This is a genomic window from Extensimonas perlucida (assembly GCF_007655255.1).
Classification (GTDB): Bacteria; Pseudomonadota; Gammaproteobacteria; order Burkholderiales; family Burkholderiaceae_C; genus Extensimonas; species Extensimonas perlucida.
In genome coordinates this window covers 16,316-41,621 of record NZ_VMYE01000014.1, presented here as the reverse complement: position 1 = coordinate 41,621, position 25,306 = coordinate 16,316, and the positions used below count along the sequence as shown (strand labels likewise).

Annotated in this window: 27 protein-coding genes and 1 pseudogene; 21 read left to right on the top strand and 7 right to left on the bottom strand. The window is 66.1% G+C overall.

Annotated elements, in window-relative coordinates:
• Positions 1-48 precede the first annotated feature (48 nt).
• The 8 genes from dnaJ (at position 49) to FK527_RS11970 (ending at position 8,191) form a co-directional block, all read left to right on the top strand.
• A complete protein-coding gene (gene dnaJ / locus FK527_RS12005) occupies positions 49-1,179 on the top strand; it encodes a molecular chaperone DnaJ (protein WP_144734118.1) in 1,131 nt (376 codons plus the stop codon).
• A 266-nt stretch (positions 1,180-1,445) separates the two neighbouring features.
• On the top strand, positions 1,446-2,513 hold the full coding sequence (ubiU, locus tag FK527_RS12000; RefSeq protein WP_144734115.1) for a ubiquinone anaerobic biosynthesis protein UbiU: 1,068 nt from the start codon (positions 1,446-1,448) through the stop codon (positions 2,511-2,513).
• A gap of 48 nt (positions 2,514-2,561) precedes the next feature.
• On the top strand, positions 2,562-3,452 hold the full coding sequence (locus FK527_RS11995; protein ID WP_144734112.1) for a U32 family peptidase: 891 nt from the start codon (positions 2,562-2,564) through the stop codon (positions 3,450-3,452).
• Positions 3,453-3,627: 175 nt separating this feature from the next.
• Positions 3,628-4,164: a ubiquinone anaerobic biosynthesis accessory factor UbiT gene (ubiT, locus tag FK527_RS11990; RefSeq protein ID WP_144734109.1), complete on the top strand. Its 537-nt coding sequence runs from the start codon at positions 3,628-3,630 to the stop codon at positions 4,162-4,164.
• Positions 4,161-4,592, top strand: a complete 432-nt coding sequence (locus FK527_RS11985; RefSeq protein ID WP_144734106.1) for a putative zinc-binding protein — start codon at positions 4,161-4,163, stop codon at positions 4,590-4,592. The genes ubiT and FK527_RS11985 overlap by 4 nt, the downstream gene beginning before the upstream one ends.
• On the top strand, positions 4,576-5,199 hold the full coding sequence (locus tag FK527_RS11980; protein WP_144734103.1) for a UbiX family flavin prenyltransferase: 624 nt from the start codon (positions 4,576-4,578) through the stop codon (positions 5,197-5,199). The genes FK527_RS11985 and FK527_RS11980 overlap by 17 nt, the downstream gene beginning before the upstream one ends.
• 16 nt (positions 5,200-5,215) lie before the next feature.
• Positions 5,216-6,700 carry a UbiD family decarboxylase gene (locus tag FK527_RS11975; protein WP_144734100.1) on the top strand — a complete coding sequence of 495 codons (1,485 nt, stop codon included), beginning with the start codon at positions 5,216-5,218 and terminating at the stop codon, positions 6,698-6,700.
• A gap of 126 nt (positions 6,701-6,826) precedes the next feature.
• Positions 6,827-8,191, top strand: coding sequence for an MBL fold metallo-hydrolase RNA specificity domain-containing protein (locus FK527_RS11970; protein WP_144734097.1), 1,365 nt, complete (start codon positions 6,827-6,829; stop codon positions 8,189-8,191).
• Positions 8,192-8,239: 48 nt separating this feature from the next.
• On the opposite strand, the gene FK527_RS11965 is transcribed toward FK527_RS11970, so the two are convergent.
• Positions 8,240-8,458: a hypothetical protein gene (locus FK527_RS11965; protein WP_144734094.1), complete on the bottom strand. Its 219-nt coding sequence runs from the start codon at positions 8,456-8,458 to the stop codon at positions 8,240-8,242.
• Here FK527_RS11965 and leuC point away from each other — a divergent pair.
• The 6 genes from leuC to FK527_RS11935 all read left to right on the top strand — a co-directional run bounded on the left by leuC (position 8,457) and on the right by FK527_RS11935 (position 14,673).
• Complete coding sequence (leuC, locus tag FK527_RS11960) at positions 8,457-9,878, top strand: 3-isopropylmalate dehydratase large subunit (protein WP_144734091.1); 1,422 nt, start codon at positions 8,457-8,459, stop codon at positions 9,876-9,878. The genes FK527_RS11965 and leuC overlap by 2 nt on opposite strands.
• A 10-nt stretch (positions 9,879-9,888) precedes the next feature.
• Positions 9,889-10,017, top strand: coding sequence for an entericidin A/B family lipoprotein (locus FK527_RS11955; RefSeq protein ID WP_144734088.1), 129 nt, complete (start codon positions 9,889-9,891; stop codon positions 10,015-10,017).
• Between the two features lie 32 nt (positions 10,018-10,049).
• Complete coding sequence (leuD, locus tag FK527_RS11950) at positions 10,050-10,700, top strand: 3-isopropylmalate dehydratase small subunit (RefSeq protein ID WP_144734085.1); 651 nt, start codon at positions 10,050-10,052, stop codon at positions 10,698-10,700.
• Between the two features lie 70 nt (positions 10,701-10,770).
• The gene (gene leuB, locus FK527_RS11945; protein WP_144734082.1) at positions 10,771-11,847 is read left to right on the top strand and encodes a 3-isopropylmalate dehydrogenase; all 1,077 of its coding nucleotides are present in this window, start codon (positions 10,771-10,773) and stop codon (positions 11,845-11,847) included.
• A 185-nt stretch (positions 11,848-12,032) separates the two neighbouring features.
• Positions 12,033-13,301, top strand: coding sequence for an EAL and HDOD domain-containing protein (locus FK527_RS11940; protein WP_144734079.1), 1,269 nt, complete (start codon positions 12,033-12,035; stop codon positions 13,299-13,301).
• 64 nt (positions 13,302-13,365) lie between these two features.
• Positions 13,366-14,673, top strand: coding sequence for an EAL and HDOD domain-containing protein (locus FK527_RS11935; protein ID WP_144734076.1), 1,308 nt, complete (start codon positions 13,366-13,368; stop codon positions 14,671-14,673).
• Positions 14,674-14,700: 27 nt separating this feature from the next.
• Here FK527_RS11935 and trxC read toward each other — a convergent pair whose 3' ends face one another.
• The 6 genes and pseudogenes from trxC to FK527_RS11905 all read right to left on the bottom strand — a co-directional run bounded on the left by trxC (position 14,701) and on the right by FK527_RS11905 (position 18,662).
• Entirely contained in the window at positions 14,701-15,135 is a 435-nt protein-coding gene (gene trxC, locus FK527_RS11930) for a thioredoxin TrxC (RefSeq protein ID WP_144734072.1), read from the bottom strand.
• Positions 15,136-15,399: 264 nt separating this feature from the next.
• A pseudogene (locus FK527_RS11925) lies at positions 15,400-15,653 on the bottom strand (SemiSWEET transporter).
• A gap of 3 nt (positions 15,654-15,656) precedes the next feature.
• Positions 15,657-17,165, bottom strand: coding sequence for a D-alanyl-D-alanine carboxypeptidase/D-alanyl-D-alanine endopeptidase (gene dacB, locus FK527_RS11920; RefSeq protein WP_144734069.1), 1,509 nt, complete (start codon positions 17,163-17,165; stop codon positions 15,657-15,659).
• 56 nt (positions 17,166-17,221) lie between these two features.
• Positions 17,222-17,728, bottom strand: a complete 507-nt coding sequence (locus FK527_RS11915; protein ID WP_144734066.1) for an Hsp20/alpha crystallin family protein — start codon at positions 17,726-17,728, stop codon at positions 17,222-17,224.
• A gap of 74 nt (positions 17,729-17,802) precedes the next feature.
• On the bottom strand, positions 17,803-18,216 hold the full coding sequence (locus FK527_RS11910) for an Hsp20/alpha crystallin family protein (protein WP_144734063.1): 414 nt from the start codon (positions 18,214-18,216) through the stop codon (positions 17,803-17,805).
• Positions 18,217-18,230: 14 nt separating this feature from the next.
• Positions 18,231-18,662 (bottom strand): Hsp20/alpha crystallin family protein, encoded by a 432-nt coding sequence (locus FK527_RS11905; RefSeq protein WP_144734060.1) that lies wholly within the window; start codon positions 18,660-18,662, stop codon positions 18,231-18,233.
• 182 nt (positions 18,663-18,844) lie between these two features.
• Between FK527_RS11905 and FK527_RS11900 the strand changes: the two genes are divergently transcribed.
• The 7 genes from FK527_RS11900 (at position 18,845) to FK527_RS11870 (ending at position 25,268) form a co-directional block, all read left to right on the top strand.
• Entirely contained in the window at positions 18,845-19,786 is a 942-nt protein-coding gene (locus tag FK527_RS11900) for a zinc metalloprotease HtpX (RefSeq protein WP_144734057.1), read from the top strand.
• 74 nt (positions 19,787-19,860) lie between these two features.
• Positions 19,861-20,607: a tRNA (adenosine(37)-N6)-threonylcarbamoyltransferase complex dimerization subunit type 1 TsaB gene (tsaB, locus tag FK527_RS11895; protein WP_144734054.1), complete on the top strand. Its 747-nt coding sequence runs from the start codon at positions 19,861-19,863 to the stop codon at positions 20,605-20,607.
• Positions 20,604-21,104: a ribosomal protein S18-alanine N-acetyltransferase gene (gene rimI / locus FK527_RS11890; RefSeq protein WP_144734051.1), complete on the top strand. Its 501-nt coding sequence runs from the start codon at positions 20,604-20,606 to the stop codon at positions 21,102-21,104. The genes tsaB and rimI overlap by 4 nt, the downstream gene beginning before the upstream one ends.
• A 179-nt stretch (positions 21,105-21,283) precedes the next feature.
• Positions 21,284-22,204: a uracil-DNA glycosylase family protein gene (locus FK527_RS11885; protein ID WP_144734048.1), complete on the top strand. Its 921-nt coding sequence runs from the start codon at positions 21,284-21,286 to the stop codon at positions 22,202-22,204.
• Between the two features lie 100 nt (positions 22,205-22,304).
• The gene (locus FK527_RS11880) at positions 22,305-23,345 is read left to right on the top strand and encodes an SPFH domain-containing protein (RefSeq protein WP_144734045.1); all 1,041 of its coding nucleotides are present in this window, start codon (positions 22,305-22,307) and stop codon (positions 23,343-23,345) included.
• An 84-nt stretch (positions 23,346-23,429) separates the two neighbouring features.
• Positions 23,430-24,995 (top strand): DUF4178 domain-containing protein, encoded by a 1,566-nt coding sequence (locus FK527_RS11875; protein ID WP_144734043.1) that lies wholly within the window; start codon positions 23,430-23,432, stop codon positions 24,993-24,995.
• A gap of 51 nt (positions 24,996-25,046) precedes the next feature.
• Positions 25,047-25,268 (top strand): DUF350 domain-containing protein, encoded by a 222-nt coding sequence (locus tag FK527_RS11870; protein WP_144734040.1) that lies wholly within the window; start codon positions 25,047-25,049, stop codon positions 25,266-25,268.
• Positions 25,269-25,306 lie beyond the last annotated feature (38 nt).

Sequence of the window (25,306 nt, the reverse complement as noted above, 5' to 3'; positions counted from 1 at the left end):
CGCAAGAGGCTGGCGCGGCGTTTCCATGTTCCACCCCGGCCCTGAAACATGTCCAAAAGAGACTATTACGAAGTCTTGGGCGTTCCCAAGAACGCCTCCGACGACGAGATCAAGAAAGCCTATCGCAAGCTGGCGATGAAGCACCACCCCGACCGCAACCAGGGGGATGCCGGCAAGGCCGCCGAAGAAAAGTTCAAAGAGGCCAAAGAGGCCTACGAGATGCTGTCCGACCCGCAAAAACGCGCGGCCTACGACCAGTACGGCCACGCCGGCGTCGATCCGAACATGCGCGGGCCCGGCGGCGGGGACGGCTTCGGCGGCTTCGCCGAGGCCTTCGGCGACATCTTCGGCGACATCTTCGGCCAGAGCCGGCGCCCCGGCGGCGGGCGCCAGGTCTATCGCGGCAGCGATCTGAGCTATGCGCTCGAGATCACGCTCGAAGAAGCCGCCCACGGCAAGGACGCGCAAATCCGTATCCCCGCATGGGAGGGCTGCGACACCTGCCACGGCAGCGGCGCCAAGCCCGGCACCAGCGCCAAGACCTGCAGCACCTGCGGCGGCAGCGGCACGGTGCAGATGCGCCAGGGCTTTTTCAGCGTGCAGCAAACCTGCCCGCACTGCCGCGGCTCGGGCAAGATCATCCCCGAGCCCTGCCCGAATTGCCACGGCCAGGGCCGCGTGAAGAAGCAAAAGACGCTCGAAGTGAAAATTCCTGCGGGCATAGACGACGGCATGCGCATACGCAGCACCGGCAACGGCGAGCCGGGCGTCAACGGCGGCCCGCCGGGCGACCTCTACATCGAAATCCGCGTCAAAAAGCACGAGATCTTCGAGCGCGACGGCGACGACCTGCACTGCCAGGTGCCCGTGAGCTTCATCACCGCAGCGCTGGGCGGCGAAATCGAGGTGCCCACGCTCGACGGCAAGGCCGCCATCGACATCCCCGAAGGCACGCAGGCAGGCAAGCAGTTCCGCCTGCGCGGCAAGGGCATCAAGGGCATACGTTCCAGCCACGCCGGCGATCTGTATTGCCACATCACCGTCGAAACACCCGTGCGCCTCACCGAGCACCAGCGCAAGCTGCTGCGCGAGCTCGACGAGTCGCTCAAGAAAGGCGGACACCGCCATTCCCCCAGCACGCAGAGCTGGACCGAACGGCTGAAGAACTGGTTCAGCTGAACCCAGCGGACTGTGGGACGGTCGCTGCATGCAACCATGCCGCACGCGATAGCGTCCCGTCGGATTTTGCATGGCATCAAAACCCCGCGAAATCCGATAAATTCATTCAGGAATTTTTTACCTCTATTGACAAAGATCAGATTGGTGTTTTTCCGGCATCTTTAGCATGTCCAGCTTTCACCGACCCGGCGCGTGTGGCCTGCCTCTTTCCGCTTGCGTGCGCGCCGTGATCGTGGCTTGTATCTGCCCGCCGGAAAAACATCGACATGATTGCCACGTCCAGTCTGCCACAGGCCGCCGCCCCGGCTGCGGCCCATCCAACGCCTGCGCTCAGGCCTGAACTGGTATGCCCCGCGGGCAGCCTGCCTGCGCTCAAGGCGGCTGTGAACGAGGGGGCGGATTGCGTCTATCTCGGTCTGCGCGATGCCACCAATGCCCGCAACTTTGCCGGCCTGAACTTCGACGAAGCAGCAATCCGCAGCGGCATTGCCTATGCCCATGAACGGCGCTGCCAGGTGTTCCTGGCACTCAACACCTACCCGCTGGCTGACGACCATGCTCCTTGGCGCTCGGCACTCGATCACGCTGCGGCCTGGGGCGTCGATGCGGTGATTCTGGCCGACCCCGGTCTGATGCGCTACGCGGCCGCGCGCCATCCTGAACTGCGACTGCACCTCTCGGTGCAGGGTTCCGCCACCAACCACGAGGCCATAGCGCTATACCACGCACAGTTCGGCATTCGGCGCGCCGTTCTGCCGCGCGTGCTGTCCTTGGAACAGGTGCGCCAGCTCATCGAGCGAACGCCCGTGGAGATCGAGGTATTCGGCTTCGGCAGCCTGTGCGTGATGGTCGAAGGCCGCTGCGCGCTCTCCTCCTACGCCACGGGCGAATCGCCGAACACGCACGGCGTGTGCTCGCCCGCTAAAGCCGTACGCTGGCAAGAAACACCGCGGGGGCTGGATGCGCGCCTGAACGGAGTGCTCATCGACTGCTACGCGCCGCTGGAAAACGCCGGTTATCCCACGCTGTGCAAAGGCCGCTTCGACGTGGGTGAGGAGCACGGCTACTACGCCTTGGAGGAGCCCACCAGCCTGAACACGCTGGCATTGCTGCCTCAACTCGTGAACATGGGCGTGCGCGCCATCAAGATCGAGGGGCGCCAGCGCAGCCCAGCCTATGTGGCACAGGTCACGCGTGTGTGGCGCGAGGCCATAGACCACTGCATGGCGCAAATGCACCGCTACACCCCAAAGACGACGTGGATGACCTCCTTGGAGCAGCTTGCGGAAGGCCAGCAGCACACGCTGGGGGCCTATCACCGCCCCTGGAAATGAGACGACCGTCACCTGCCTCGCGCCGCTCCCCCAAGGAAATGAATGCCCATGCAACTCGCTCTCGGCCCGCTGCTCTATTACTGGCCCCGCAACACTGTCCTGGCCTTCTACGAAGCCATGGCAAGCACGCCGCTCGACGTGATCTATCTGGGCGAGACGGTGTGCTCGCGCCGCCACGAACTGCGTCTGCCAGATTGGCTGGCGGTCGCCCACATGCTGCAAGACGCGGGCAAACAGGTCGTGCTGTCCACGCAGGTATTGCTCGAATCGACCGCCGATGTAGGCCAAATGCACAAGATCGTGCGCAACGGTGAATTTCTCGTCGAGGCCAACGACATGGGCGCCGTGCACAATCTTGCGGGTCAACAGCCCTTCGTCGCTGGCCCCCAACTTAACATCTTCAATACCGAGGCGCTCGCATGGATGGCGCAACTTGGCGCCAGCCGCTGGGTGATGCCGGTGGAAATGCACCATAGGAGCTTGGCCGCCTTGCTCGCTGCCAAGCCCAAGGGGCTGCAGACCGAGGTGTTTGCCTATGGACGTCTGCCCCTGGCTTTTTCGGCACGCTGCTTCACGGCGCGCCACTACAACCGGCCCAAGGACAGCTGCGGCTTCAGCTGCATAGACCATCCTGATGGGCAGCTGCTGTCCACCAGGGAGGGTGAGCCCTTTCTGGTACTCAACGGCATACAGACCCAGTCGGCACGGGTTTTCAACCTGGTGAACGAAATGCACCAGATACAGGCCCTCGGGGTGGACGTGGTGCGGCTGAGCCCGCAGGCACACCAGATGGATCAGGTGGTCGCAGCGTTCGACGCTGCGCGCCGCGCAGACCCGCCCAATCCGGGCGCACTCGAACAGATGTGTGCCCTCATGCCCGCTGCGCCCTGCAATGGCTACTGGCACGGTCAACCGGGCCTCGAACTGGCCGGACGGTAGCCGCACCCGAAGCGGCGCAGGCCATGCACACCATGGACGCTGGTATATGCCTTTGCGACAACGCCCGCCTTCGGCATGGCCAAGGTACGCCACAAAGCAGAGTTGCGCCCCTCACCCGGCCCCGCCGGGCCGATCGCTGTCGTGCCTCTTTCCGTTCTTTCAACCCTGACTTGCCATGCATCGAACATCTTGGTCATCTTCCGCTCCTGAAACACCTTTTACGCTGCCCCGGCCGCTGGGCGCGGTTCTTTCCCGGCTGCCGGCTTATCCAGGATCAATGCTGCTGGTGACGGCGATCAACTTGGCGCTGACCCCCCATCTGCCGCCCGACGTGGCGGTGCTACTCAAGGACAGGCGACTGTCCATCCGGGTGCGCGACGCGCGCCTGGCATTCGACTTCGTCTGGACGGGGTGGCGCTTTGCACCGTCTGCTCCCCAACCCAACCCAGACCTCGCCATCAGCGCCCATCTCCAGGACTTCATGCTGCTCGCACAGCGCCGCCAGGACCCCGACACCCTGTTCTTCAACCGTCGCCTCCTGATGGAAGGAGATACAGAGCTCGGACTGGTGGTGAAAAACGCGCTCGATGCCATGGAGCTCCCGCTCCTTGATCCCCGCTACTGGAGCCCCTGTGCCGTACTCACGCGCTGGGCCTCGCGCAGGCCTTGGCAGCTGCCATCTCCACCCTTGTCTGCCGAAAACCGCCGATGACAAAACCTTCCGCTCCCAGCCATCCGCTGGTTTATTCGTGCTCGGGTTGCTCGAGCGCCGCCCAACTCGCCAACCATCTGGCTCTGCAATTGGACAGACATGGCATGGCCGAGATGTCATGCATTGCAGGCGTAGGTGGCGACGTGCCGCAGTTGCTGAAGCTCGCACACTCGGGCCGCCCCATCATTGCGCTCGACGGCTGCCCCTTGTTTTGCGTCAAGAGCAGTCTGGCACGGCACGGCCTGCATCCCGCACGGCACTATGAGCTGCACAGATACGGAGTAAAAAGACGCACGCATGAAGACTTCGACCCTGATCAGGCCGCCGAAGTGCTTTCCCGCATCGAAGCTGACTTGCGCCAGCGCCCTCCTGAAGCCATCGACCAGGCCCTGTTGCACCCTGGCATGCACGATGAACCTCACGCCTGAGCCACCGCGCCGCATCGTCGTCGGCATCTCAGGCGCAAGCGGCTCTGTGTATGGCGTACGCCTGCTGCAGGCACTGCGCGAAATACCGGGCACCGAGTCGCATCTCGTGGTTTCCGCCACGGGATGGCGCAATTTGCACCACGAGCTCGACCTGGAGCGCGGGCGCGTCGAGGCCCTGGCTCACGTCGTACATGACGCGGACAACGTGGGCGCATCCATCGCCAGCGGATCTTTTCCGGTGCATGGCATGGTCGTCGCGCCCTGCTCCATGCGCACGCTCGCAGCCATCGCCCACGGCTTGTCCGACAACCTGCTCACGCGCGCAGCGGATGTGATGCTCAAGGAGCGCCGTCGCGTGGTACTGCTCGCACGCGAATCGCCGCTGCACCTGGTACACCTGCGCAACATGGCCACCGTGACGCAGATGGGCGCCATCGTCTGTCCGCCCGTGCCGGCGTTCTACCAGCGCCCCACCACGGTGAACGACATCGTCGATCACAGCGTGGCGCGGGCCCTCGACCTGCTGGGCCTGGCACACAACCTGGCGCCGCATTGGCAGGGATTGCCCCCTGACCGGGGACAAATGGCCGCCGCCGCGCGAACATAAAAAGCCTTTCCAGACCATGTCTTACCGCGATCTACGCGAATTCCTGGCCCAGCTCGAGGCTGTAGGCGAGTTGCGCCGCATTGCCGCGCCGATCTCGCCCCGGCTGGAAATGACGGCTTTCAGTGCACGTGTGCTGCGCACGCAAGGCCCGGCGTTGTTGTTCGAGCAGCCGCAAGGGTACGAGATGCCCGTCCTCACCAATCTTTTCGGCACACCAGCGCGCGTGGCGCGGGTACTGGGGGCGCAGGATCTCCAGGACCTGCGCGCGTATGGCGAAGTGCTGGCCGCACTCAAAGACCCGGCGCCGCCAAATGGTGTGAAAGACTTGTGGCAGCGGCGTCACTTGCTCAAAACCTTGTGGAGCATGGCCCCCACCCAAGTGCGCCAGCCGCCATGCCAGCAGATCGTCTGGGAAGGGCCGGACGTGGACCTGGCCCGCCTGCCTGTGCAGCACTGCTGGCCCGGCGACGTCGCACCGCTGGTCACCTGGGGTCTCACGATTACACGCGGACCGCGCAAGACACGGCAAAACCTGGGCATTTACCGCCAACAGGTGCTATCGCGCAACGAACTCATCGTGCGCTGGCTCGCACACCGCGGCGGCGCACTCGACTTTGCCGACCATTGCGCCACGCATCCAGGCCTGGCCTTCCCCGTGGCCGTGGCCATAGGCGCCGACCCGGCCACTCTGCTCGGGGCCGTCGCACCCGTGCCCGACAGCCTGTCGGAATACCAGTTCGCCGGCCTGCTGCGCGGTGCGCGCACTGAGCTTGCGCCTGCGCTCGGTGTTCCTTTGTCGGTGCCGGCACGCGCCGAGATCGTGCTCGAAGGCCATATCCGCCCCGACTCCCGCCACCCAAGTGGCTGGCACCATGCCACCGAGGGGCCCTATGGCGACCACACGGGGTATTACAACGAAAGCGCGGAATTTCCCGTGCTCACCGTGGAACGCATCACACTGCGTGAAAAGGCGCTCTATCACAGCACCTACACCGGCAAGCCTCCAGACGAGCCAGCCATGCTGGGGCTCGCGCTCAACGAGTTGTTCGTCCCCCTGCTGCAGCGCGCCTTCCCAGAGATTGCGGACTTTTATCTGCCGCCCGAGGCTTGCAGCTATCGCCTGGCCGTGGTGAGCATCCGCAAGGCCTACCCCGGCCATGCCCGGCGCGTGATGATGGGCGTGTGGAGCCACCTGCGCCAGTTCCTCTACACCAAGTTCATCGTCGTGGTCGACGAGGACGTGAACGTACGCGACTGGAAGGAGGTGATATGGGCCTTGAGCACGCGCATGGACCCGGCACGCGACACCCTGCTCATCGAGCACACGGCCATCGACTACCTCGACTTCGCTTCGCCCGTAGCCGGTCTGGGCAGCAAAATGGGGCTCGATGCCACCAACAAGTGGCCCGGCGAAACCCTGCGAGAATGGGGCCGTTCCTTGGTGATGGACGCTGCGGTCACTGCGCGCATGAACGCCTTGGCGGACGCTCTGGGCCTGTAGCTTTTTATTGCCGGCGCCGCGTTCGATTCCTGCGCCTACCGGCGATGCCTTGCAAAATGCGGCGGCGCCGTCCACACCCTTGGCGCCCCAGCAACAGCCTCACACAAGTCCGCAAAAAAATCCCCCATGACGGTCAACATCAGCTTTCTCGGTGGCGCGGCCACGGTCACCGGCTCCAAATACCTCGTGCACTACCACGGACGCCGTCTGCTCGTCGATTGCGGCCTGTTTCAAGGCTACAAACAGCTGCGCCTGCGCAACTGGCAGCCCCTGCCCGTCGCGCCCGCCGAAATCGACGCCTTGGTGCTGACGCACGCGCACCTGGACCACAGCGGCTACCTGCCACTGCTCGCGCGCGACGGCTACCACGGCCCCGTGCACAGCACCACGGGCACACGCGACCTGTGCGCCATCCTGCTGCCAGACAGCGGCCATCTGCAGGAAGAAGACGCCGCATTTTTGAATCGCCACCACCTGAGCGAGCACACGCCCGCGCTGCCGCTCTACACCCAGCTCGACGCGCAGCGCTGCCTGAAGCAATTTCGTGCCCACGCCTTCCATCAACCGTTCGAGCCGATTTCCGGCTGGCGTGTGCGTTTCATGCCGGCAGGCCACATCCTGGGTGCAGCCAGCGTGCTGCTCGAAGTCGGCGGGCGGCGCATTTTGTTCTCGGGCGACCTCGGCCGCCCGGACGACCTCATCATGAATGCCCCCGAAGCGCCCCCGCAGGCCGACACCGTGCTCGTCGAATCCACCTACGGCGACCGCGAGCACCCGCCCACCGACATCCTGCAAGAGCTCGGCCCGGCGCTGCAGCGGCTCGCCGAGCGTGGCGGCGTGGCCGTGGTGCCGGTATTCGCCGTGGGCCGGGCGCAGACCGTGCTGCATGCGATCCACATGCTCAAGGCGCGCAAAGCCATCCCTGCATCGCTGCCCGTCTTCCTCGACAGCCCCATGGCCGTCAGCACCACGGGGCTGTTCGAAAAGCACCTGGGCGAGCATCGCCTGAACATGCGCCAGTCGCAGGCGCTCTCGCGCGAGGCCACCATGGTGCAGACCACCGACGAATCCAAGGCGCTTGCACGCCGCCACGGCCCCATGGTGATTCTGTCGGCCAGCGGCATGGCCACGGGTGGGCGCGTGCTGCACCACCTGGCGCTGTACGCGGGCGACCATCGCAACATGATCATCATCACGGGCCACCAGGCGCCGGGCACGCGCGGCGCGCGCATTGCGGACGGCGAAAAGCGCATCCGCATCTTTGGCCAGGAGGTGGACATCCGCGCCGAAGTGGTCACGCTCAGCTGCGCCTCCGCGCACTCGGACGCCAACCAGACCCTGGCCTGGCTGCGCAGCATGGAGCACGCGCCCCAGCAGGTGTACGTGGTGCACGGCGAGCCGCGCGCTGCAGACGCGCTGCGCGAGCGCATCGCCCACGAGTTGCGCTGGCGCGTCGCCGTGCCCGAGCACGCCAGCACCTGCCCGGCCTGAGCTGCAGCGCCCATACTGCGCGGTGCGCACGCGGCACCGCGCCCCACATCATCCTAAAATCTCCGTTTCCCCAACATCTAGGAGCCTGTCGAACTTTGGAATCGTCGGCTGCGAATGCGCCGCAGCGGCCCATTTTTTACCGTCTTCTTGCCCCATAGCACCACTATGGGGCACCGAATCCGGCAAAAACTGCTCTCGCTGGGGCGCATTCTCGCTTTCGACGCCCAAAGTCCGACAGACTCCTAGCCCCTTTCGAGAACCACCCATGGGACGCACCCTCTACGACAAAATCTGGGACGAGCACGTCATAGACACCGAGGAAGACGGCACCGCCCTGCTCTACATCGACCGGCACCTGGTGCACGAGGTCACCAGCCCGCAAGCCTTCGAAGGGCTGCGCCAGGCCGGCCGCAAGGTCTGGCGCGTAAGCTCGGTCGTCGCCACCGCCGACCACAACACCCCGACCACGGGTTGGGAGCTGGGCTACGACGGCATCGCCGACCCGATCAGCAAGGAGCAGATCACCACGCTCGACGCCAACATCGCCGAGTTCGGCGCGGCGGCGTTCTTTCCCTTCATGTCCAAGGGCCAGGGCATCGTGCACGTCATGGGCCCCGAGCAAGGCGCCACGCTGCCCGGCATGACCGTAGTCTGCGGCGACAGCCACACGAGCACGCACGGCGCGTTTGGCGCGCTCGCGCACGGCATCGGCACTTCGGAGGTCGAGCACGTGCTCGCCACGCAGACATTGCTGGCCAAGAAGGTCAAGAACATGCTCGTCAAGGTCGAAGGGCAACTCGCGCGCGGCGTTGGCGCCAAGGACATCGTGCTCGCCATCATCGGCAAGATAGGCACCGCCGGCGGCACGGGCTACACCATAGAGTTCGCCGGCTCCGCAATTCGCGCGCTCAGCATGGAAGGGCGCATGACCGTGTGCAACATGGCGATCGAGGCCGGCGCGCGCGCCGGGCTCGTGGCCGTCGATGACAAAACCATCGAGTACGTCAAGGGCCGCCCGCTCGCGCCCATGGGCGCCGAATGGGAACAGGCCGTGGCCTACTGGCGCACGCTGCATTCTGACCCCGACGCGCAGTTCGACCGCGTGGTCGAACTCGATGCGGGCAGCATCGTGCCGCAGGTCACCTGGGGCACGAGCCCCGAAATGGTGCTCGGCATCGATGCGCGCGTGCCCGACCCTGACAAAGAAAAAGACGCCAACCAGCGCAACGCGATCGAGCGCGCGCTGACCTACATGGGCCTCACGCCCGGCAAGCCAGTGGCCGACATCCACATCGACAAGGTCTTCATCGGCTCGTGCACCAACAGCCGCATCGAAGACCTGCGCGCCGCCGCCGCCGTGGTCAAAAAGCTCGGCCAGAAGGTCGCGAAAAACGTCAAGCTCGCGATGGTCGTGCCGGGCTCTGGCCTGGTCAAGGAACAGGCCGAACGCGAGGGCCTGCACGAGATCTTCCGCGCCGCCGGCTTCGAGTGGCGCGAGCCCGGCTGCTCGATGTGCCTGGCCATGAACGCCGACCGGCTCGAGCCCGGCGAGCGCTGCGCGAGCACCAGCAACCGCAACTTCGAAGGCCGCCAGGGCGCGGGCGGGCGCACGCACCTCGTGAGCCCCGCGATGGCCGCGGCGGCCGCCATCCACGGCCATTTCGTCGATGTGCGCCAATTCGCTTGAGGCTTTCACCATGAAAAAAACCACCGCCACCGTTTTCGCGTTTGTGCTGGGCGTACTGCTCAGCGGCTGCAACACCGTGCAAGGCATGGGGCAGGACGTGCAGAAAGCCGGCAGCGCCATCGAGCGCGCTGCCAAGTAAAAAAACCTGTGCCAAGCCCCAGAGACATCGCCATGCAGAAATTCACCATCCACGAGGGCCTGGTCGCCCCGCTCGACCGTGAGAACGTCGATACCGACGCCATCATCCCCAAGCAGTTCCTCAAGTCGATCAAGAAAACGGGCTTCGGCCCGAATCTGTTCGACGAGTGGCGCTACCTCGACCACGGCGAGCCTGGCATGGACCCGGCCAGCCGCAAGCCCAACCCCGACTTCGTGCTCAACCAGCCGCGCTACCAGGGCGCGTCCATCCTGCTTGCGCGCAAAAACTTTGGCTGCGGCTCGAGCCGTGAGCACGCGCCCTGGGCGCTCGAGCAATACGGCTTTCGCGCGCTGATCGCGCCGAGCTTTGCCGACATCTTCTTCAACAACTGCTTCAAGAACGGCCTGCTGCCCATCGCTCTGCCAGAGGGCATCGTCGACCAGCTTTTCGATGAAGTGGCGGCCTTTCCCGGCTACGAGCTCACGATCGATCTGCCACGCCAGGTCGTGGTGTGCCCGCAAGGCGAAGAAATCCCGTTCGAGGTCAACGCCTTTCGCAAATACTGCCTGCTCAACGGCCTCGACGACATCGGCCTCACGCTGCGCCACGCCGACAAAATCCGCGAATACGAGGCACGGCGCCTGGCCACCAAACCCTGGCTCGCGCACACGCTGTTCGCTTGAATTATTGATAAAAACGGCCTCTAGCGCAGATGTATCAAGCGCTAGCAGCTATGAATAAAGAAGTATTTTCATGAAAATTGCGATCCTCCCCGGGGACGGCATAGGCCCCGAAATCATGGCCGAAGCGGTCAAAGTCCTGCAGGCGCTGGGCCTGCGCTTCGAGATGGAAACGGCCCCTGTCGGCGGCGCCGCCTACGAGGCCGCGGGCCACCCGCTGCCCGAGGCCACCTTGCGCCTCGCGCAGCAGGCCGACGCCATCTTGTTCGGCGCCGTGGGCGACTGGAAGTACGACAAGCTCGAACGCCACTTGCGCCCCGAGCAGGCCATCCTGGGCTTGCGCAAGCACCTGGGGCTGTTCGCCAACTTCCGCCCTGCGATCTGCTACGAGCAGCTCGTGGGCGCCTCCAGCCTCAAGCCCGAGCTCGTCGCGGGTCTGGACATCCTCATCATCCGTGAGCTCACGGGCGACATCTATTTCGGCCAGCCGCGCGGACGCCGCAGCGCACCCGACGGCGCCTTTGCGGGCGCCGAAGAAGCCTTCGACACCATGCGCTACACGCGCCCCGAGATCGAGCGCATCGCCCGCGTGGCCTTCGAGGCCGCACGCAAGCGCGGCAAAAAAGTCACGAGCGTGGACAAAGCCAACGTGCTCGAAACCTTCCAGTTCTGGAAAGACGTGGTCACCGAGGCGCACCAGGACTACCCCGACGTCGCGCTCGAGCACATGTACGTGGACAACGCCGCGATGCAGCTGGTCAAAGCACCGAAAAACTTCGACGTGCTCGTCACGGGCAACATGTTCGGCGACATCCTGAGCGACGAGGCCTCCATGCTCACGGGCTCGATCGGCATGCTGCCCTCGGCCTCGCTCAACGAAAAAGGTCAGGGACTGTACGAGCCCAGCCACGGCAGCGCGCCCGACATTGCAGGTAAAGGCATTGCGAACCCGCTCGCCACCATCCTGAGCGCGGCCATGATGCTGCGCTTTTCGCTAGCGCAGCCGGCCGCCGCCGAGCGCATCGAGGCCGCCGTCAGGCAAGTGCTGGCCCAGGGCCTGCGCACCGCCGACATCTGGAGCGAAGGCACGACGCGCGTGGGCACGCGCGAAATGGGCGATGCGGTGGTCAAGGCGCTAAAAGACAACTAAGGCATCGCGCGCGTCGCAAGGCCCCGAGAGATCGAAGGGATCAAAGAGGCCCGCGCGGCGCGGCGCCGTGGAATGTGCTGCTACACACATTGCAACACTTGGCACGGCAAAACCTACCCCGCCGGAACCCTAAAATGCGGCAGGCATCCGCCTCCGCCCATCCCTCACTACTACGGCCGTCGCCCATGTCCACCCAAGCCACACCAGGCACAGCCACTGCAGCGTCTGCCCAGGGGCCCTTCGCCGTCACCATGATCGCGCGCCAGGCCATCGTGAATACCCAGCAGACGGTGATTGGCCATGAGCTGTTCAACCGCGCGCGCCCGAGCGGCGAACACACGGCGACCAGTGACGTACTTCTAGTTTTCACGGCTTTGTCGCACACGGGCGCCGAGGAGTTGCTGGGCAACAAGCTCATCTTCATCAACTGCACGCACGAAACCCTCGCGGGGGGGCATCTGGAGCTGTTGAACCCGGACAAGGTGGTGCTCGAGATCCCGCCCCTGGGCCACACCGCGGTCGACGAGGTCAACGCCCGCCTGCCCATTCTGAACGCCTTGCGCGAACGCGGCTTTCACCTGGCTTTCAACCATACGGTGCTCGAATCGGCCTACGCGCCTTGGCTGCCGCTGGCCGATTACATCAAGCTCGACCTGTCCGTTCTCGCACCCGACCAACTGGCCGTGCTCGTGCGCTATGCCGGGCGACACTCCAAGGCCGAACTGATCGCTGAAAAAGTCGAAACCGCACAGCAGTACGACTTTGCTGCAAGCCAGGGCATTGCACTCTTCCAGGGCTATTGGTTCGCGCGTCCGGCGGTCATAGAGGCACGCGTGCTCACCCCTGCCCAGGTCAGTACCATCGAACTCATCAACAAGGTGCGCCAGCAAGCCAGCACAGAAGAGATCGAAGAGGTGCTCAAGAAAGACCCGAGCCTGGCCTTCAACCTGTTGCGCCTGATCAACTCGGCCGGCTTTGGCCTGCGGCAGGAAATCACCTCGCTGCGCCAGGCTGTGTTGCTGCTGGGCCTCAAAAAGCTGTTCCGCTGGGCCGCCCTGCTGCTCACGGCCACACGCGCGAGCGGGGCGCCTTCACCGCTCGCCCACACCGCGGTGGTGCGCGGCAGGCTCATGGAACTGCTGGCATTGGAAATTTTTTCCCAGGAAGAAGCTGACCAGGCCTTCGTCACGGGGATTTTCTCTTTGCTCGACGTGATGCTGGGCATGCCCATGGAAGCCGCCCTGGGCCTGCTGAATCTCCCCGCCGCCGTCGTGGCCGCGTTGCTGCGGCACGAGGGTACTCTGGGTGACTTGCTGACCTTGGCCGAAGCCTGCGAGATGAACGACGATGCCGCCTTCGACCGCGCCGCACACAACCTGCGCCTGACAAGTCCGCAGATCAACCTCGCGCACCTGCAGGCATTGGCCTGGGCCGACCAATTCAGCGAGCAGTAACACCTGATCACAGGTCTTGGCATGGGCCATAGAATGCCGCATTCTAGGCCCCCCTTTGCACGCCATGTCCAGCACCCACACCACAGACACTGCAAGCGCCAACGCTGCCACCACAGAGCACGCAGCTTCCGCAGAAGCTGCCGAAGCCACGAATCTGGCCATCATCGCGCGCCAGCCCATCGTCGATGCGCAGCGCGCCGTGTATGGCTACGAGCTGTTTGACCGCACCACGGCCTCGGACCACCATACTGCCGCCAGCGACGCGGCCTTGCTGTTCACCGCACTGTCCAATGCCGGCACCGAAGCGCTGGTCGGCAAAAAAACGGTGTTCATCAATTGCACGCACGAGAGCCTGGCCGGCGGCCATCTGGAACTCATCCATCCCGAAAAAGTGGTGCTAGAGGTGCCGCCGCTCGCGGGCGACGCCTCGGCCGAGGACATCGAAGGGCGTGTTTCTGCGCTGCAAGCCTTGCGCCAGCGCGGCTTTCGCCTCGCTTTCGACCAGCAGGTGCTGCGCCGCCCCTACGCCAGCTGGCTGCCGCTGGCAAGCTTCATCAAGCTCGACATGCAAGCCTTCAAGCCGGAACTCGCCGCGCCGCTGGTGCAATTCGCGCGTGCGCACAGCCAGGCTACGCTCATCGCCGAAAAAGTAGAAACCGCAGAGCAATTCCAGCGCATGGCGGACCTCGGCGTGACGCTGTTCCAGGGGTTCTGGTTCGCGCACCCCGTGCTGGTGCAGACCACCATCGCGCGCCCCTCGCAAGCCACCACCATCCAGCTCATCAACCTGGTGCGCAAGCAGGCCAGCACGGCTGAGATCGAGGAACTGCTCAAGCGCGACCCAGCCCTGTCCTTCAATCTGCTGCGCTTCATCAACTCCTCGGGGTTCGGGCTGTCGTGCGAAGTCACCTCGTTTCGGCATGCGGTGATGATCCTCGGCCTCAAGAAGCTGTTCCGCTGGGCGGCACTGCTTTTGACCACCTCGCGCGCTGGCGGGCCGCCGCCCGTCGTAGGCACCACCGCCGTGGTGCGCGGGCGCCTCATGGAATTGCTGGCCGCCGAACTGCTCCCGCCCGAGGAATGCGACAACGCCTTTGTCGTGGGCGTGTTTTCGCTGCTCGACGTCATGCTCGGCATGCCGCTGGCAAAAGCCCTGGAATCCGTGGCCTTGCCGGATTCCGTGACCGACGCGCTGCTGCACGGCAAAGGAGTGTTCGCGCCTTTGCTCGAACTCACCAAAGCCTGTGAAAGCGGCGACGAGGAAGCCTTCGCGCGCCTCGCGCAGGAATTGCACCTCTCTAACCGGCAGGTCAATTGGGCGCATCTGCAGGCCCTCACCTGGGCCGAAAGCCTGGACGAAGCAGCCGCCTGACGCGCGGGTGCGCGGGCCCAGCGGCCGTCAGCCTGCCGAACGCACCCAGCGCACGATGTCGGCCGCGCCCAGCGCGCCCGAAATACGCGCCGCCTCACGCCCGCCGCGAAACAGGATCATCGTCGGGATGCTGCGAATGCCGTAGCGCGCGGCGATTTCCTGCTGCTCTTCGGTGTTGAGCTTGGCCAGGCGCACTTCGGGCTCGAGCTGGCGCGCGGCCTCGGCAAAGGCCGGCGCCATCTGGCGGCACGGCCCGCACCAGGGCGCCCAGAAATCGACCAGCACAGGAATCTGGTTGCGCCCGATGTGGCGCTCGAAACTCTGCGCGTCGAGCTCCAGTGGCGCTCCCGTGAACAGCGGCTTATGGCATTTGCCGCAATTGGGCGCACTGCGCAGCTGCGCGGACTGCACGCGGTTGGTGGTGTGGCAATGGGGGCAGACGATGTGCAAGGCTTCGGTCATGGTGGTCTCGCAGTGAAAAGCGTGGAATCAATCGCTGCCTTTGCATATCGGGTTGCCTGCGCGCGGTTCAACCCAAATTGTTCATTAGGACGCGGGATGATGGCGAGGTGGCTGGCGAGGCAGTTTGGCTGCTGAGGAGAAGTCCATGGCCGGTGCCATGGACGCCGAGGCAGCGGCCAAAATGGCCGTCAGGCGCCCGCCAGCGCCCGCGTAGGTGCGCAGCACCGCCTAATGGACAATCTGGGTTCAATGCCAATCCCCACCTTATCCGTAGCGAATCTTCATCGCCAGGATGGTCCCCGCGAGTGCGAGCGTGACCGCATTCGCAACGACGAGGGGCCAAGCCTGCAGCAGCAGACCATAGACGAGCCACAGCGCAATGCCCACGGTGAACACGGCGTACATGCCCAGCGAAATGCCCCGCACGTCGCGCGTGCGAAAAGTGTGCAGGGCCTGCGGCACGAAGCTGCAGGTGGTGAGCGGGCGGCAAGGTAGCCTATCCAATCCGTCCATTGCATACGTCAGGGCTGCGCGTGCACCCACTCGACGAGGCGCTCGAGTGCCGGGCGCGCGGCGGCGGCGTTGGGGTGGTTGACCAGCGCGACGAGCACCCAGCGCCGGCCACTGGGCGCATCGACGTAGCCGGCGATGGCCACCACGTCGCGCAGGCTGCCCGTCTTGAGGTGCGCCCGGCCCGCAGCGCTGGCCTGGTTGCGGCGCAAGGTGCCATCGACGCCAAGGATGGGCAACGACGCGGCAAGCTCGGGCATCACGGGCGCGCGCCAGGCGCTTTGCAGCATGCGCCCGAGCGCTTGTGCACTGATGCGCGCGCTGCGGCTCAGGCCCGCGCCGTTGTCGGGCTGCGGCGGCGCGGTGTCTGGCAGGCGCTCCTGCCACCACTGGCGCACGACGGCGCGTGCGCCCTCGGGCGTGGCGACGCCGTTTTTTTGCAGCGCGAGCGTGAGGAAGACCTGCTGCGCCATGACGTTGTTGCTGAATTTATTCACATTGCGCACCACCTCGGCGAGCGTGGGCGAGCTTGCGCTGAACATCGGCTGCAGCCCCGCGGGCACGCGCCCATCGCGCACGCTGCCGTCCAACTTTCCACCAAGCTCGCGCCACAGGCCGGCGATCGCCTGCGCGGCGAAGTTTTGCGGGTCGGCCGCCGCTACGGGCCACACGCGCTCACCGCAGGCCGCCGGGTAGCTGCCGCGAAATAGCGTGCGCTGCGCGTCGGCCAGCTCGGCGCGCAGGCCTGCGCGCCAGTCGCCGCAGGGCGCGCCGGCTGGCGCGAGCGGCACCTGCGTCTGGCGCTGCACGCCCGCGAGCGGCAGGTCATAGGCGATGCGCGCCACGCCCGCGGCCTCATCGGGGATGAAGCTCATGGCGACGGCCTGGTAGTTGAGCAGCAGCGCGTCGGGCGCGGCGTTGTAGGGGCGCAGCGGCTCGTTGTCGAAGTCAGCCGGGTCTTGCGCCGGCAGCTCGAAGGCCGTGCGATCGAGCACGATGTCGCCGGCGATGCGCTGTATGCCTTGCGCCTGCACGCGCTTGAGCAGCAGCCACAGTCGCTCGGCCACGAGCTTGGGGTCGCCCTGGCCGCGCAGGTACAGGTTGCCGTGCAAGGTGCCACCCTGCACCGCGCCATCGGCATAGACGGGCGTTTGCCAAGTGAAGGACGGCCCGAGCAAATCAAGCGCCGCGTAGGTGGTGACCAGCTTCATGACCGAGGCCGGGTTCATGGGCGCCTGGGCGCGGTACGCGAGGCGCGGCGGCTGGCGCCTGTCCTGCGCGTCGGCCACCCAGATGGCCAGAGCCTCCCGCGGCAGCTGCGCACGCGCCAACGCGGCTTCCACGGGCGCAGGTAGGGCGGATGAAGCTACTGAATCAGGAGCATCCGCCGCCGCAGGCTGGGCCCAGGCCGTGCCCGGGCACAAGAGCAGCCACGCCGCCGCCACGAAAAAAAACCGCGCGGCCCGCAGCAAAACGCAGCAGTCCACGCGGATGCTCGAAGAAGAAAGCGCACAGCACATGGAGCGAGTGTAGAGCGCCCCAAGATCGCCTTGCGCTTGCGGATTGCAGCTGCGCCTCACTCGACCGGCACGGTCATCGGCAGTGGTTTGCCGGGCGCAGCCTTGGGCAGCTCGACGCGCAACACACCGTTTTTGTACGTCGCGCGGGCCGCATCGGCGCGCACCGGCACGGGCAGCGGCACCTTGCGCTGAAAGCTGCCGTAAGCGCACTGCATCACGCGCCAGCGGCCTTGCGTGCTCTCACGCTCGAAGCGCTTTTCACCGCTGATGTCCAGCATGTCGCCGTGCACCTCGATGCGCAGGTCACTCTTGTCCAGCCCCGGCAGTTCGAGCCGCACGACCAGGCGCTCTTCATCCTCGAACAGGTCGGCGCCGAGCACAGCCCAGTTGCGCGCGGGCAGAAAAAAATCTTCATCCATCTCGGTCTTGGCCGGCAGCTGCGTCTGTGCGCCGGGCTTGAAGCGCGTCAAGGCCCCCGCGGCAAAGCGCGTGAGACTGCGCCAGCCTTCGGAGAGGTTGTCCCACAGGGCGCCGACGTTTTCCTTCAAGGATTCCACTTTCATCGCGAACCTCCGTTTCTATGAACAAAAACGCCTGGCAAGGCACCAGGCGTGGCGTTTTGCTTGCCAAGTGTGGCTCAGGCCACCTGCACTTCAATGCGCCGCGGCTGGGCATGCTCGGCCTTCGGAATGCGCAGGCTCAACACGCCTTGCTCGAACTTGGCCTGCGTCTTGGCAGGATCGAGCTCCTTGGAGAGCGTGAACACGCGCCGGTAGCGCGGCAGGCCCACCTCGACATGGCTCGCCTCCATGCCTTGCGGCACGTCGAGCGCAACTTCGCCTTCGATCGTGAGCGTGTCGGACTCGACCTGCAGGCTCAGCTTGTCCTTGGGCACGCCGGGCAGGTCGGCGTACAAGGTAATTCCGCCGGCATCCTCGATCACGTCCACGGGCGGCAGCAGCGTGAAATCCTCTGGCGCTTTGTCTGGTGCCTTGTCTGCCGTTTGGCTCGCCGCGTTCTGTGCGGCCTGGGTGACTTGGTTTTCGCTCATGGTGCAACCCTCCATCATTCGATGCTGATGCGGCGCGGCTGGGCTTCTTCCTTGCGCTGAATGCGCACATGCAGCACGCCATCACGGTACTTCGCGGCCACCGAGGTCGGATCGATGTCGTCTGGCAGCGAAATGACGCGGCGGAAACGCCCCGCAAAACGCTCGTTGATATGCACGGTGGCCTTTTCGGGCACATCGGCAGCCTTGCGCTCACCCGCGAGCGTCAAGGTGCCTTTTTCGATCTGCACGTCCAGGCTCGCAGGATCGAGGCCGGGCGCGAAGGCATAAATTTCCACCGACTGCGGCGTGCCGCCGACGTTGAGCGCCGGAAAACCGCGCGTCAGGCCACGGATGCTCGGCCCGAGGCCGAACACCTGCTGCACTTCGCGCTGCAGACGGTCGAGATCCGCAAACACGGAACTCGGAAAGAGAGAGCGGTAATACATGACTCAGGCTCCTTTCTGTGGGTCTGGCACTGGCGCTGCGGGCAGCGCCCTCGTCACGCAAACTATGGTGGCACCCGTTTTTTTTAAGATCGCGTCAACGCAGCGCAGCACCCTGCTTTTTGCGCTGCATCAAAATGCGCGCTGCGCCGCCACCCTTGCGGCTTGCCATCGGATTACCCGCCATGCCCTCTGCCTGGAACCGCCACCGCCTCACGAACCGCCTGCAAACGCTCGCGCTCGTGGGCGTGATGCTGGGGATTTGCGCCCTCGCAGGCCAGATGCTGCTCGGGCGCATGGGTTTGTGGCTCGCGCTCGGGTTTGGCACGGCGGCGCTGCTGCTCGAGCCCGCCGCAGCCGCCCGGCTCACGCTGAGGCTGTACCGCGCCCAGCCCATCGCGCCGCAGCAGGCGCCGCAGCTGTGGGCGCTGCTGCGCCAGCTGGCCGAGCGCGCGGGCCTGCCCAGCGTGCCACAACCCTACTATGTGCCCAGTGCCGTGGTCAATGCCTTCACGATTGGCAACCGGCGCCGCGCCGTGATCGCGCTCACCGACGGGCTGCTGCGCACGCTCACGCCGCGCGAGCTCACAGGCGTGCTCGCGCACGAGGTTGCGCACATCGCGCACGAAGACCTGCGCGTGCTCGGGCTGGCCGATTACGTGAGCCGCCTCACGGGCATGTTTGCCCTGGCCGGGCAGATGATGCTGTTGCTCGCGCTGCCCTGGCTCGCCACGGGGCTTGCGCAGGTGTATTGGCCGGGCCTGCTGCTGCTCGCCTTCTCGCCCCAACTGGCCATGCTGCTGCAACTGGGCCTGTCGCGCGTGCGTGAGTTCGACGCCGACCAGACCGCGGCGCAGCTCAGCGGCGACCCCGAAGGGCTCGCGCTGGCCTTGGCAAAAATCGAGCGCAGCGCGCGCAACTGGCGCTCCTGGCTGTTGCCCGGCTGGGGCGAGGCCGAGCCTTCATGGCTGCGCACGCATCCGCCGACCGCCGAGCGCATCCGCCGCCTGCGCGAGCTCGCGGCGTCCATGCCGCCGGCCAGCGCACTGCCCAGCCCGGGCGACTACCGCCCACCCATGAGCCCGCCACGCCCGGCGCGCTGGCATTGGGGCGGTTTTTGGCATTGATTTTGTCGATAATCGCTCATATAACCTTCGTATAAAGCTATGATTTTTGCACCTATTCCAGCCGCCACCTCACCATGAATCTGCTCGCCTTCGACACCAGTACCGACACCTTGAGCGTCGCCATTCAGCACGGCGCGGGGCTGTGGCAGCACAGCGGCCCCGGTGGCGCGCAGGCTTCTGCGGCGCTGATCCCCACGGTGCGCGCGCTGCTCGCGCAAGCCGGGCTGTCTTTCGACACGCTGGACGCCATCGTCTTCAGCCGCGGGCCGGGCTCGTTCACGGGGCTGCGCACGGCTTGCGCGGTGGCGCAGGGGCTGGCGCTGGGCGCGCGGCGGGGTCAGGGCGTGCCGGTGCTGCCCATAGACACCTTGCTCGCCGTGGCCGAGGAGGCGCGCCACCAGCACGGCTGCACGCAGGTCGTCGCGGCGCTCGACGCGCGCATGGACGAGGTCTATGTCGCGCACTATCGCCGCAGCGGCAGGAGCGCGGGCCTGTGGGAATGCACGCTGCCAGCCCAGCTGAGCGCGCCTGAAGCCGTGCAGGTGCCGCCCGGCTGGGCGCTTGCGGGCAATGCCGGCGCCGTGTATGGCGCGCGCCTGGCTGCCCACACACACCACGAGGGCAGAGCCGCGCCCGTGTTTGCGGCGCTGCCCACAGCCACGGCGCTGCTGCGCCTGGCTCCGGCGCTGCTTGCCGCCGGACAGGCCGTGCCTGCGCGCGCCGCACTGCCGCTCTACATCCGCGATAAAGTCGCGCAGACTACGGCCGAGCGCGCCGCCGCGCGCTCCGGTGCGGGCCACGTTGCCGGCATCTCGCCATGAACGCACGCATCCAAGGCCCTGCCGCGCCACCAGAACTGCCAGCGCTACCACCCGAGGTGCGCCTTGCGCCGCTCTCGCTCGAGTCGCTCGATGCCGTACTCGACATCGAAAACGTCGCCTATTCCCACCCCTGGAGCCGCGGCAACTTCATGGACACGCTCGCAGCCGGCTACCAGACGCAAGTGCTGCTCGGCGGCAGGGAGGTCATAGGCTATTACGTCGCCATGCTCGGCGTCGATGAGGCGCACCTGCTCAACCTCACGGTGGCGCCGGCGTTCCAGCAGCAAGGCTGGGCGCGCGTGCTGCTTGATGCGCTGGGCCTGTGGGCACGCGCGCGCGGCGCGCAGTGGCTCTGGCTCGAGGTGCGCATGAGCAACCTGCGCGCACAAAAAATCTATGCCGCGCACGGCTTTCAGCGCGTGGGCGTGCGCAAACGCTACTACCCCGCGGCCGCCGGCACGCGCGAAGATGCGCTCGTGATGAGCCTGCGCTTGTAGTCTCCACGACTTACGCAAATCGGGGTTAGGCCAGGCGTTCGCCCCATGGCAAAACACCTCGCTGCATCCTTGTTTGCGTAAGTCCAGGTCTCGTCTCGGTTCGTCGCATCCTGCATCGTCCGGCGTGTCCCCCATGACAGCGTCCGCTTTTTCGCCCCTTGCCCGTTTACCATCGCCCCATGAGCCTGCACCTCGATGCGCGCCAGCGCGCCATGCTGCAAGAAATGGGCATCGCCCTGTGGCTGCCGCAGCCCGCAGCCCTGCCCCAGCAGCCCGCACAGACGGCCCGCCACGCCGTAGTCGATACCCCTGTGCCCAACGCCGCGGCGGCCGTGGCCGATGCCGACCTGCCGCGCGCGCGCGTAGCGGCGCCACGCCCCCAGCCATCGCAGCCACGGATGGCAGACGCCACCCCCACCGCCGCCCCGCCCGCAAACCGCCCTGCCCCGCCGCGCAGCCAGCCGGGCGCGCCCGCCACCTCCCGCGCCGGCGCAGCCGCCGACACATTGCCGCCGGCCCTGTACGTGTATGCGCTGCAGGCGCTGTACCCGCAGGCCGACGCGCAGCAGACGCCGCCCGAACTCGGCGCAGGCTGGCTCGTCGTGACCGAAACGCTGCCGCCCACGAACCCGCACGCCGCAGCCGCGCGCAAGCTGCTCGACAACATGCTGCGCGCGCTGCACCTGCACCTGCACCCGCGCGTGTTCCTGCTCGCGCTCGAGAGGCCCGCACCGCACGCCGGCGCCGCGGTTGCCGATGCTGCCCCCGTCCCTGCCACCCCTGTCCCTGCCACCCTCCTCGCTCCCGAGGCCCGCGCGCCCAGCCTCGTCGCCAGCGCCGACATCCCCGCGACGCTCGCCGCCGCCGTGTCCGAGATGCAGCCAGCCATGGTGTTGCTGCTGGGCCTGCTGCCCGCGCGCGTGGCCCTGGGGCGCGCCGACCCCTTGGGCGCGCTGCGCGCGGGTGCGCACCAGATCGGCTCTGCCCCCGCCGTGGTCAGCTATGCGCCGGACTTCCTGCTGCGCTCCCAGGCCAGCAAGGCCGCCGCCTGGGCCGACTTGTGCCACGCGCTGGCCTTGGTGCGGGCGACGACCGCTTGACGCGCGCCTGCTTGCCTTCCGGGCCACAAAGCCGCGCACAGCAAAGCCGCGCCCGGCGCGCAGGTATCATGCCGCGATCTCACTTTTCAGGAGCGCTCGCATGGCCCTCATGGACTTCATCAAGAAGCAGTTCATCGACGTCATCCAATGGACCGAGTCGGGTGACGGCACGCTGGCCTGGCGTTTTCCGATGGCGGGCATGGAGATTCAGAACGGCGCCATGCTCACGGTGCGCGCATCGCAGGTGGCGGTGTTCGTCAACGAGGGGCAGGTGGCCGACGTGTTTGGCCCCGGCATGCACAAGCTCGGCACGCAGACGCTGCCGGTGCTGACCTACCTGAAGAACTGGGACAAGCTCTTCGAATCGCCTTTCAAGAGCGACGTGTATTTTTTCAGCACGCGCCAGCAGCTCGACCAGAAATGGGGCACGCCGCAGCCCATCAGCATCCGCGACCAGGACTTTGGCGCGGTGCGCCTGCGCGCCTTCGGCAACTATGCGTACCGCATTGCCGACCCCAAGGCCTTCCACGTCAATGTCTCGGGCACGCGCGACAGCTACACCGTGGCAGACCTGGACGGCCAGCTGCGCGGCCTGGTGCTGCAAAACATCAGCAACGCGATTGCCGCGAGCGGCCTGCCCTTTTTGGACCTGGCGGCCAACCAGAGCATGTTTGCCGAGGCGCTCGCGCGGCAGTTGCAGCCTGAATTTGCCAAGCTCGGGCTGCAGCTCGACGGCTTTACGGTGCAAAGCGTGTCGCTGCCCGAAGAGCTGCAAAAAATCCTCGACCAGAAAATCGGCATGGGCATGGTCGGCAACGACATGGGCAAATTCATGCAATACCAGACCGCGCAGGCCATCCCCAAGCTGGCCGAAACCGCGGGCGCGGGCGGCGGCATTGCGGGCGATGCGATGGGCCTGGGTGCCGGCGTGGCGCTGGGCCAGGTGCTGGCGCAAAACCTGCAGGCCGGGCTGCAAGGGGGTGCCCCTGTTGCCGCCGCCCCGGCCGCCGCGCCCGCAGGCGTGAAACCCGAAGAGGTGATGGCTACGCTCGAAAAGCTCGCCGAGCTCCAAGCCAAAGGTATCCTGACGCAGCAGGAGTTCGACGCGAAGAAGGCCGAGCTGCTGAAAAAGCTCGTTTGAGGGTCCGCCGCTACGCTATTTTTTACATAGCTGCTTACGCTTGTCAAACGGCGCCTAAAGCCCAAAAACGCTCATAATTTTCCGATGGCCCTTGACGCCACCCAGCGCCACTACCGTGCGCCCTGCCCTGGCTGCGGCGCGCCGGTGGAGTTTCGCAGCGCGCAGAGCACGCATGCGGTCTGCGCCTATTGCCAGAGCACGGTGGTGCGCAGCGGCGAAGTGCTGGCGCGCCTGGGCAGGATGGCCGAGCTGTTCGATGACCACAGCCCGCTGCAGCTGGGCGCGTGCGGGCGTTTTCAGGAGGGCGGCAAGGCGCTGGCCTTCACCCTCGTCGGGCGGCTGCAATACAAGTCCTCCACGGGCGTGTGGAGCGAGTGGTACGCACTGCTGGAAGACGGCAACATCGCCTGGCTGGCCGAGGACAACGGCGCCTACGTCTTCACGCGGCCACTGGCGCCCAGGCGGCCCCTGCCCGACGCGGCGCGGTTTCGCGTGGGCACGGGCACGGCGATCGAGGGCAAGCCTTTTAGCGTCACCTTCAACGAGCAGGTCGCACTGATCGCCGCGCAGGGCGAGCTGCCCAAGCTGCCGCCGCTGGGCGTGCCTTTTGCCGTGGTCGAACTGCGCAGCGCCGACGGCGAGGTGCTGAGCCTCGAATACAACCCGGCAAGCGCGGGTGCGGCGCCGGCCTTGGCCGCAGCGCCAGACCCGGCCACCGCGGCAACCCTGCAGCCCGCGGCGCCCAGCGTCTCACGCGGGCGCGCCGTTTCGCTCGACGAACTGCAGCTGCAGGGCCTCAAGGACGAATCCGCGCGCGAAGAAAAGGCGCGCCAGTTCAGCTGCCCGCACTGCGGCGCGCCGGTGCAGGTGCAGCTCGAGCGCAGCAAAAGCGTCACCTGCAACGCCTGCCACAGCATCATCGACCTGAGCCAGGGCCTGGGCGGCGAGCTGCGCCACGCCGAGCAGGACGAGCCCGTGCAGCCGCTCATCCCCCTGGGCGCGACCGGCCAGTTGCAGGGCGTGCCGTGGCAAGTGGTGGGGTTTCAGCACCGCATGGGGCAGGTGCCCGGCGAGGACGAGCTGTTCGGCTGGGATGAATACCTGCTCTACCACCGCCAGCGCGGCTTTTGCTTTCTGGTGGATTCCACCGAAGGCTGGAGCCTGGTGCGGCCCACCACGGGCGCCCCCACGCTCGCGGGCCGCAACGCGCGCACCGCCACCTATTTGGGCACCACCTACACGCTGCAATACAGCTACGAGGCCGAAACCACCTACGTCGCGGGCGAGTTCTACTGGCCCGTGGTGCGCGGGCAAAAAACCTTCAACCGCGACTTCGCCAGCGCCAAGGGCCTGCTGAGCATGGAGCAAACCGCGACCGAAGTCACCTGGTCGGCGGGCAGCAGGCTGCGCAGCGACACCGTCGCCCAGGCCTTCGGCCTGCAGGACCAGGCCGCGATGTTCCGGCGCGACGACGTCAAGCCCTTTTCTGCCGTGCCCCAGCTCAGCCTGCGCACCATCGTGATCGTGGTGCTGCTGCTCATCGTGCTGCTCATCCTCCTGCGCTCGTGCGGCCCTGCGTTCGTGGGCAGCGGCATACGCAGCGCGGGCGGCTCGTATGGTGGCTATACGAGCGGAGGCGGGCACAAGTGAGCGCACCACCAGTGGGCGCACCCATTTCTTTCCTTTTTCCAGGAGGTTTCCATGGAACTTGAATGGCTCAGGCCTGCGGCTTTCCTCGGCTCGATCGTGTATGCGCTGATCGGCGTCGTCATTTTTTTGCTCTGCTTCATCGTCATCGACAAAATCACACCCCACGACCTGTGGGCCGAAATCGTCGAAAAGCAAAACCGCGCGCTGGCCCTGGTCGTGGCCGCGATGTGTCTGGGCATATCGATCATCGTGGCGGCGGCAATCCACGGATGATGGTTTGTCGCCCGCGCCGCGCCAGTGTGGGCCGCGCC

Bases quoted from the DNA above. Each gene is read 5' to 3' on its own strand.
- tsaB (WP_144734054.1), top strand. From the start codon at position 19,861: ATGAATCTGCTCGCCTTCGACACCAGTACCGACACCTTGAGCGTCGCC.
- FK527_RS11915 (WP_144734066.1), bottom strand. From the start codon at position 17,728: ATGAAAGTGGAATCCTTGAAGGAAAACGTCGGCGCCCTGTGGGACAAC.
- FK527_RS11880 (WP_144734045.1), top strand. From the start codon at position 22,305: ATGGCCCTCATGGACTTCATCAAGAAGCAGTTCATCGACGTCATCCAA.
- FK527_RS11870 (WP_144734040.1), top strand. From the start codon at position 25,047: ATGGAACTTGAATGGCTCAGGCCTGCGGCTTTCCTCGGCTCGATCGTG.
- dnaJ (WP_144734118.1), top strand. From the start codon at position 49: ATGTCCAAAAGAGACTATTACGAAGTCTTGGGCGTTCCCAAGAACGCC.
- FK527_RS11910 (WP_144734063.1), bottom strand. From the start codon at position 18,216: ATGAGCGAAAACCAAGTCACCCAGGCCGCACAGAACGCGGCGAGCCAA.
- FK527_RS11980 (WP_144734103.1), top strand. From the start codon at position 4,576: ATGAACCTCACGCCTGAGCCACCGCGCCGCATCGTCGTCGGCATCTCA.
- FK527_RS11965 (WP_144734094.1), bottom strand. From the start codon at position 8,458: ATGGGTGGTTCTCGAAAGGGGCTAGGAGTCTGTCGGACTTTGGGCGTC.
- FK527_RS11940 (WP_144734079.1), top strand. From the start codon at position 12,033: ATGTCCACCCAAGCCACACCAGGCACAGCCACTGCAGCGTCTGCCCAG.
- FK527_RS11985 (WP_144734106.1), top strand. From the start codon at position 4,161: ATGACAAAACCTTCCGCTCCCAGCCATCCGCTGGTTTATTCGTGCTCG.
- leuD (WP_144734085.1), top strand. From the start codon at position 10,050: ATGCAGAAATTCACCATCCACGAGGGCCTGGTCGCCCCGCTCGACCGT.
- FK527_RS11900 (WP_144734057.1), top strand. From the start codon at position 18,845: ATGCCCTCTGCCTGGAACCGCCACCGCCTCACGAACCGCCTGCAAACG.
- trxC (WP_144734072.1), bottom strand. From the start codon at position 15,135: ATGACCGAAGCCTTGCACATCGTCTGCCCCCATTGCCACACCACCAAC.
- ubiU (WP_144734115.1), top strand. From the start codon at position 1,446: ATGATTGCCACGTCCAGTCTGCCACAGGCCGCCGCCCCGGCTGCGGCC.
- dacB (WP_144734069.1), bottom strand. From the start codon at position 17,165: ATGTGCTGTGCGCTTTCTTCTTCGAGCATCCGCGTGGACTGCTGCGTT.
- FK527_RS11975 (WP_144734100.1), top strand. From the start codon at position 5,216: ATGTCTTACCGCGATCTACGCGAATTCCTGGCCCAGCTCGAGGCTGTA.
- FK527_RS11935 (WP_144734076.1), top strand. From the start codon at position 13,366: ATGTCCAGCACCCACACCACAGACACTGCAAGCGCCAACGCTGCCACC.
- leuC (WP_144734091.1), top strand. From the start codon at position 8,457: ATGGGACGCACCCTCTACGACAAAATCTGGGACGAGCACGTCATAGAC.
- FK527_RS11995 (WP_144734112.1), top strand. From the start codon at position 2,562: ATGCAACTCGCTCTCGGCCCGCTGCTCTATTACTGGCCCCGCAACACT.
- FK527_RS11970 (WP_144734097.1), top strand. From the start codon at position 6,827: ATGACGGTCAACATCAGCTTTCTCGGTGGCGCGGCCACGGTCACCGGC.
- FK527_RS11885 (WP_144734048.1), top strand. From the start codon at position 21,284: ATGAGCCTGCACCTCGATGCGCGCCAGCGCGCCATGCTGCAAGAAATG.
- FK527_RS11955 (WP_144734088.1), top strand. From the start codon at position 9,889: ATGAAAAAAACCACCGCCACCGTTTTCGCGTTTGTGCTGGGCGTACTG.
- FK527_RS11875 (WP_144734043.1), top strand. From the start codon at position 23,430: ATGGCCCTTGACGCCACCCAGCGCCACTACCGTGCGCCCTGCCCTGGC.
- leuB (WP_144734082.1), top strand. From the start codon at position 10,771: ATGAAAATTGCGATCCTCCCCGGGGACGGCATAGGCCCCGAAATCATG.
- ubiT (WP_144734109.1), top strand. From the start codon at position 3,628: ATGCATCGAACATCTTGGTCATCTTCCGCTCCTGAAACACCTTTTACG.
- FK527_RS11905 (WP_144734060.1), bottom strand. From the start codon at position 18,662: ATGTATTACCGCTCTCTCTTTCCGAGTTCCGTGTTTGCGGATCTCGAC.
- rimI (WP_144734051.1), top strand. From the start codon at position 20,604: ATGAACGCACGCATCCAAGGCCCTGCCGCGCCACCAGAACTGCCAGCG.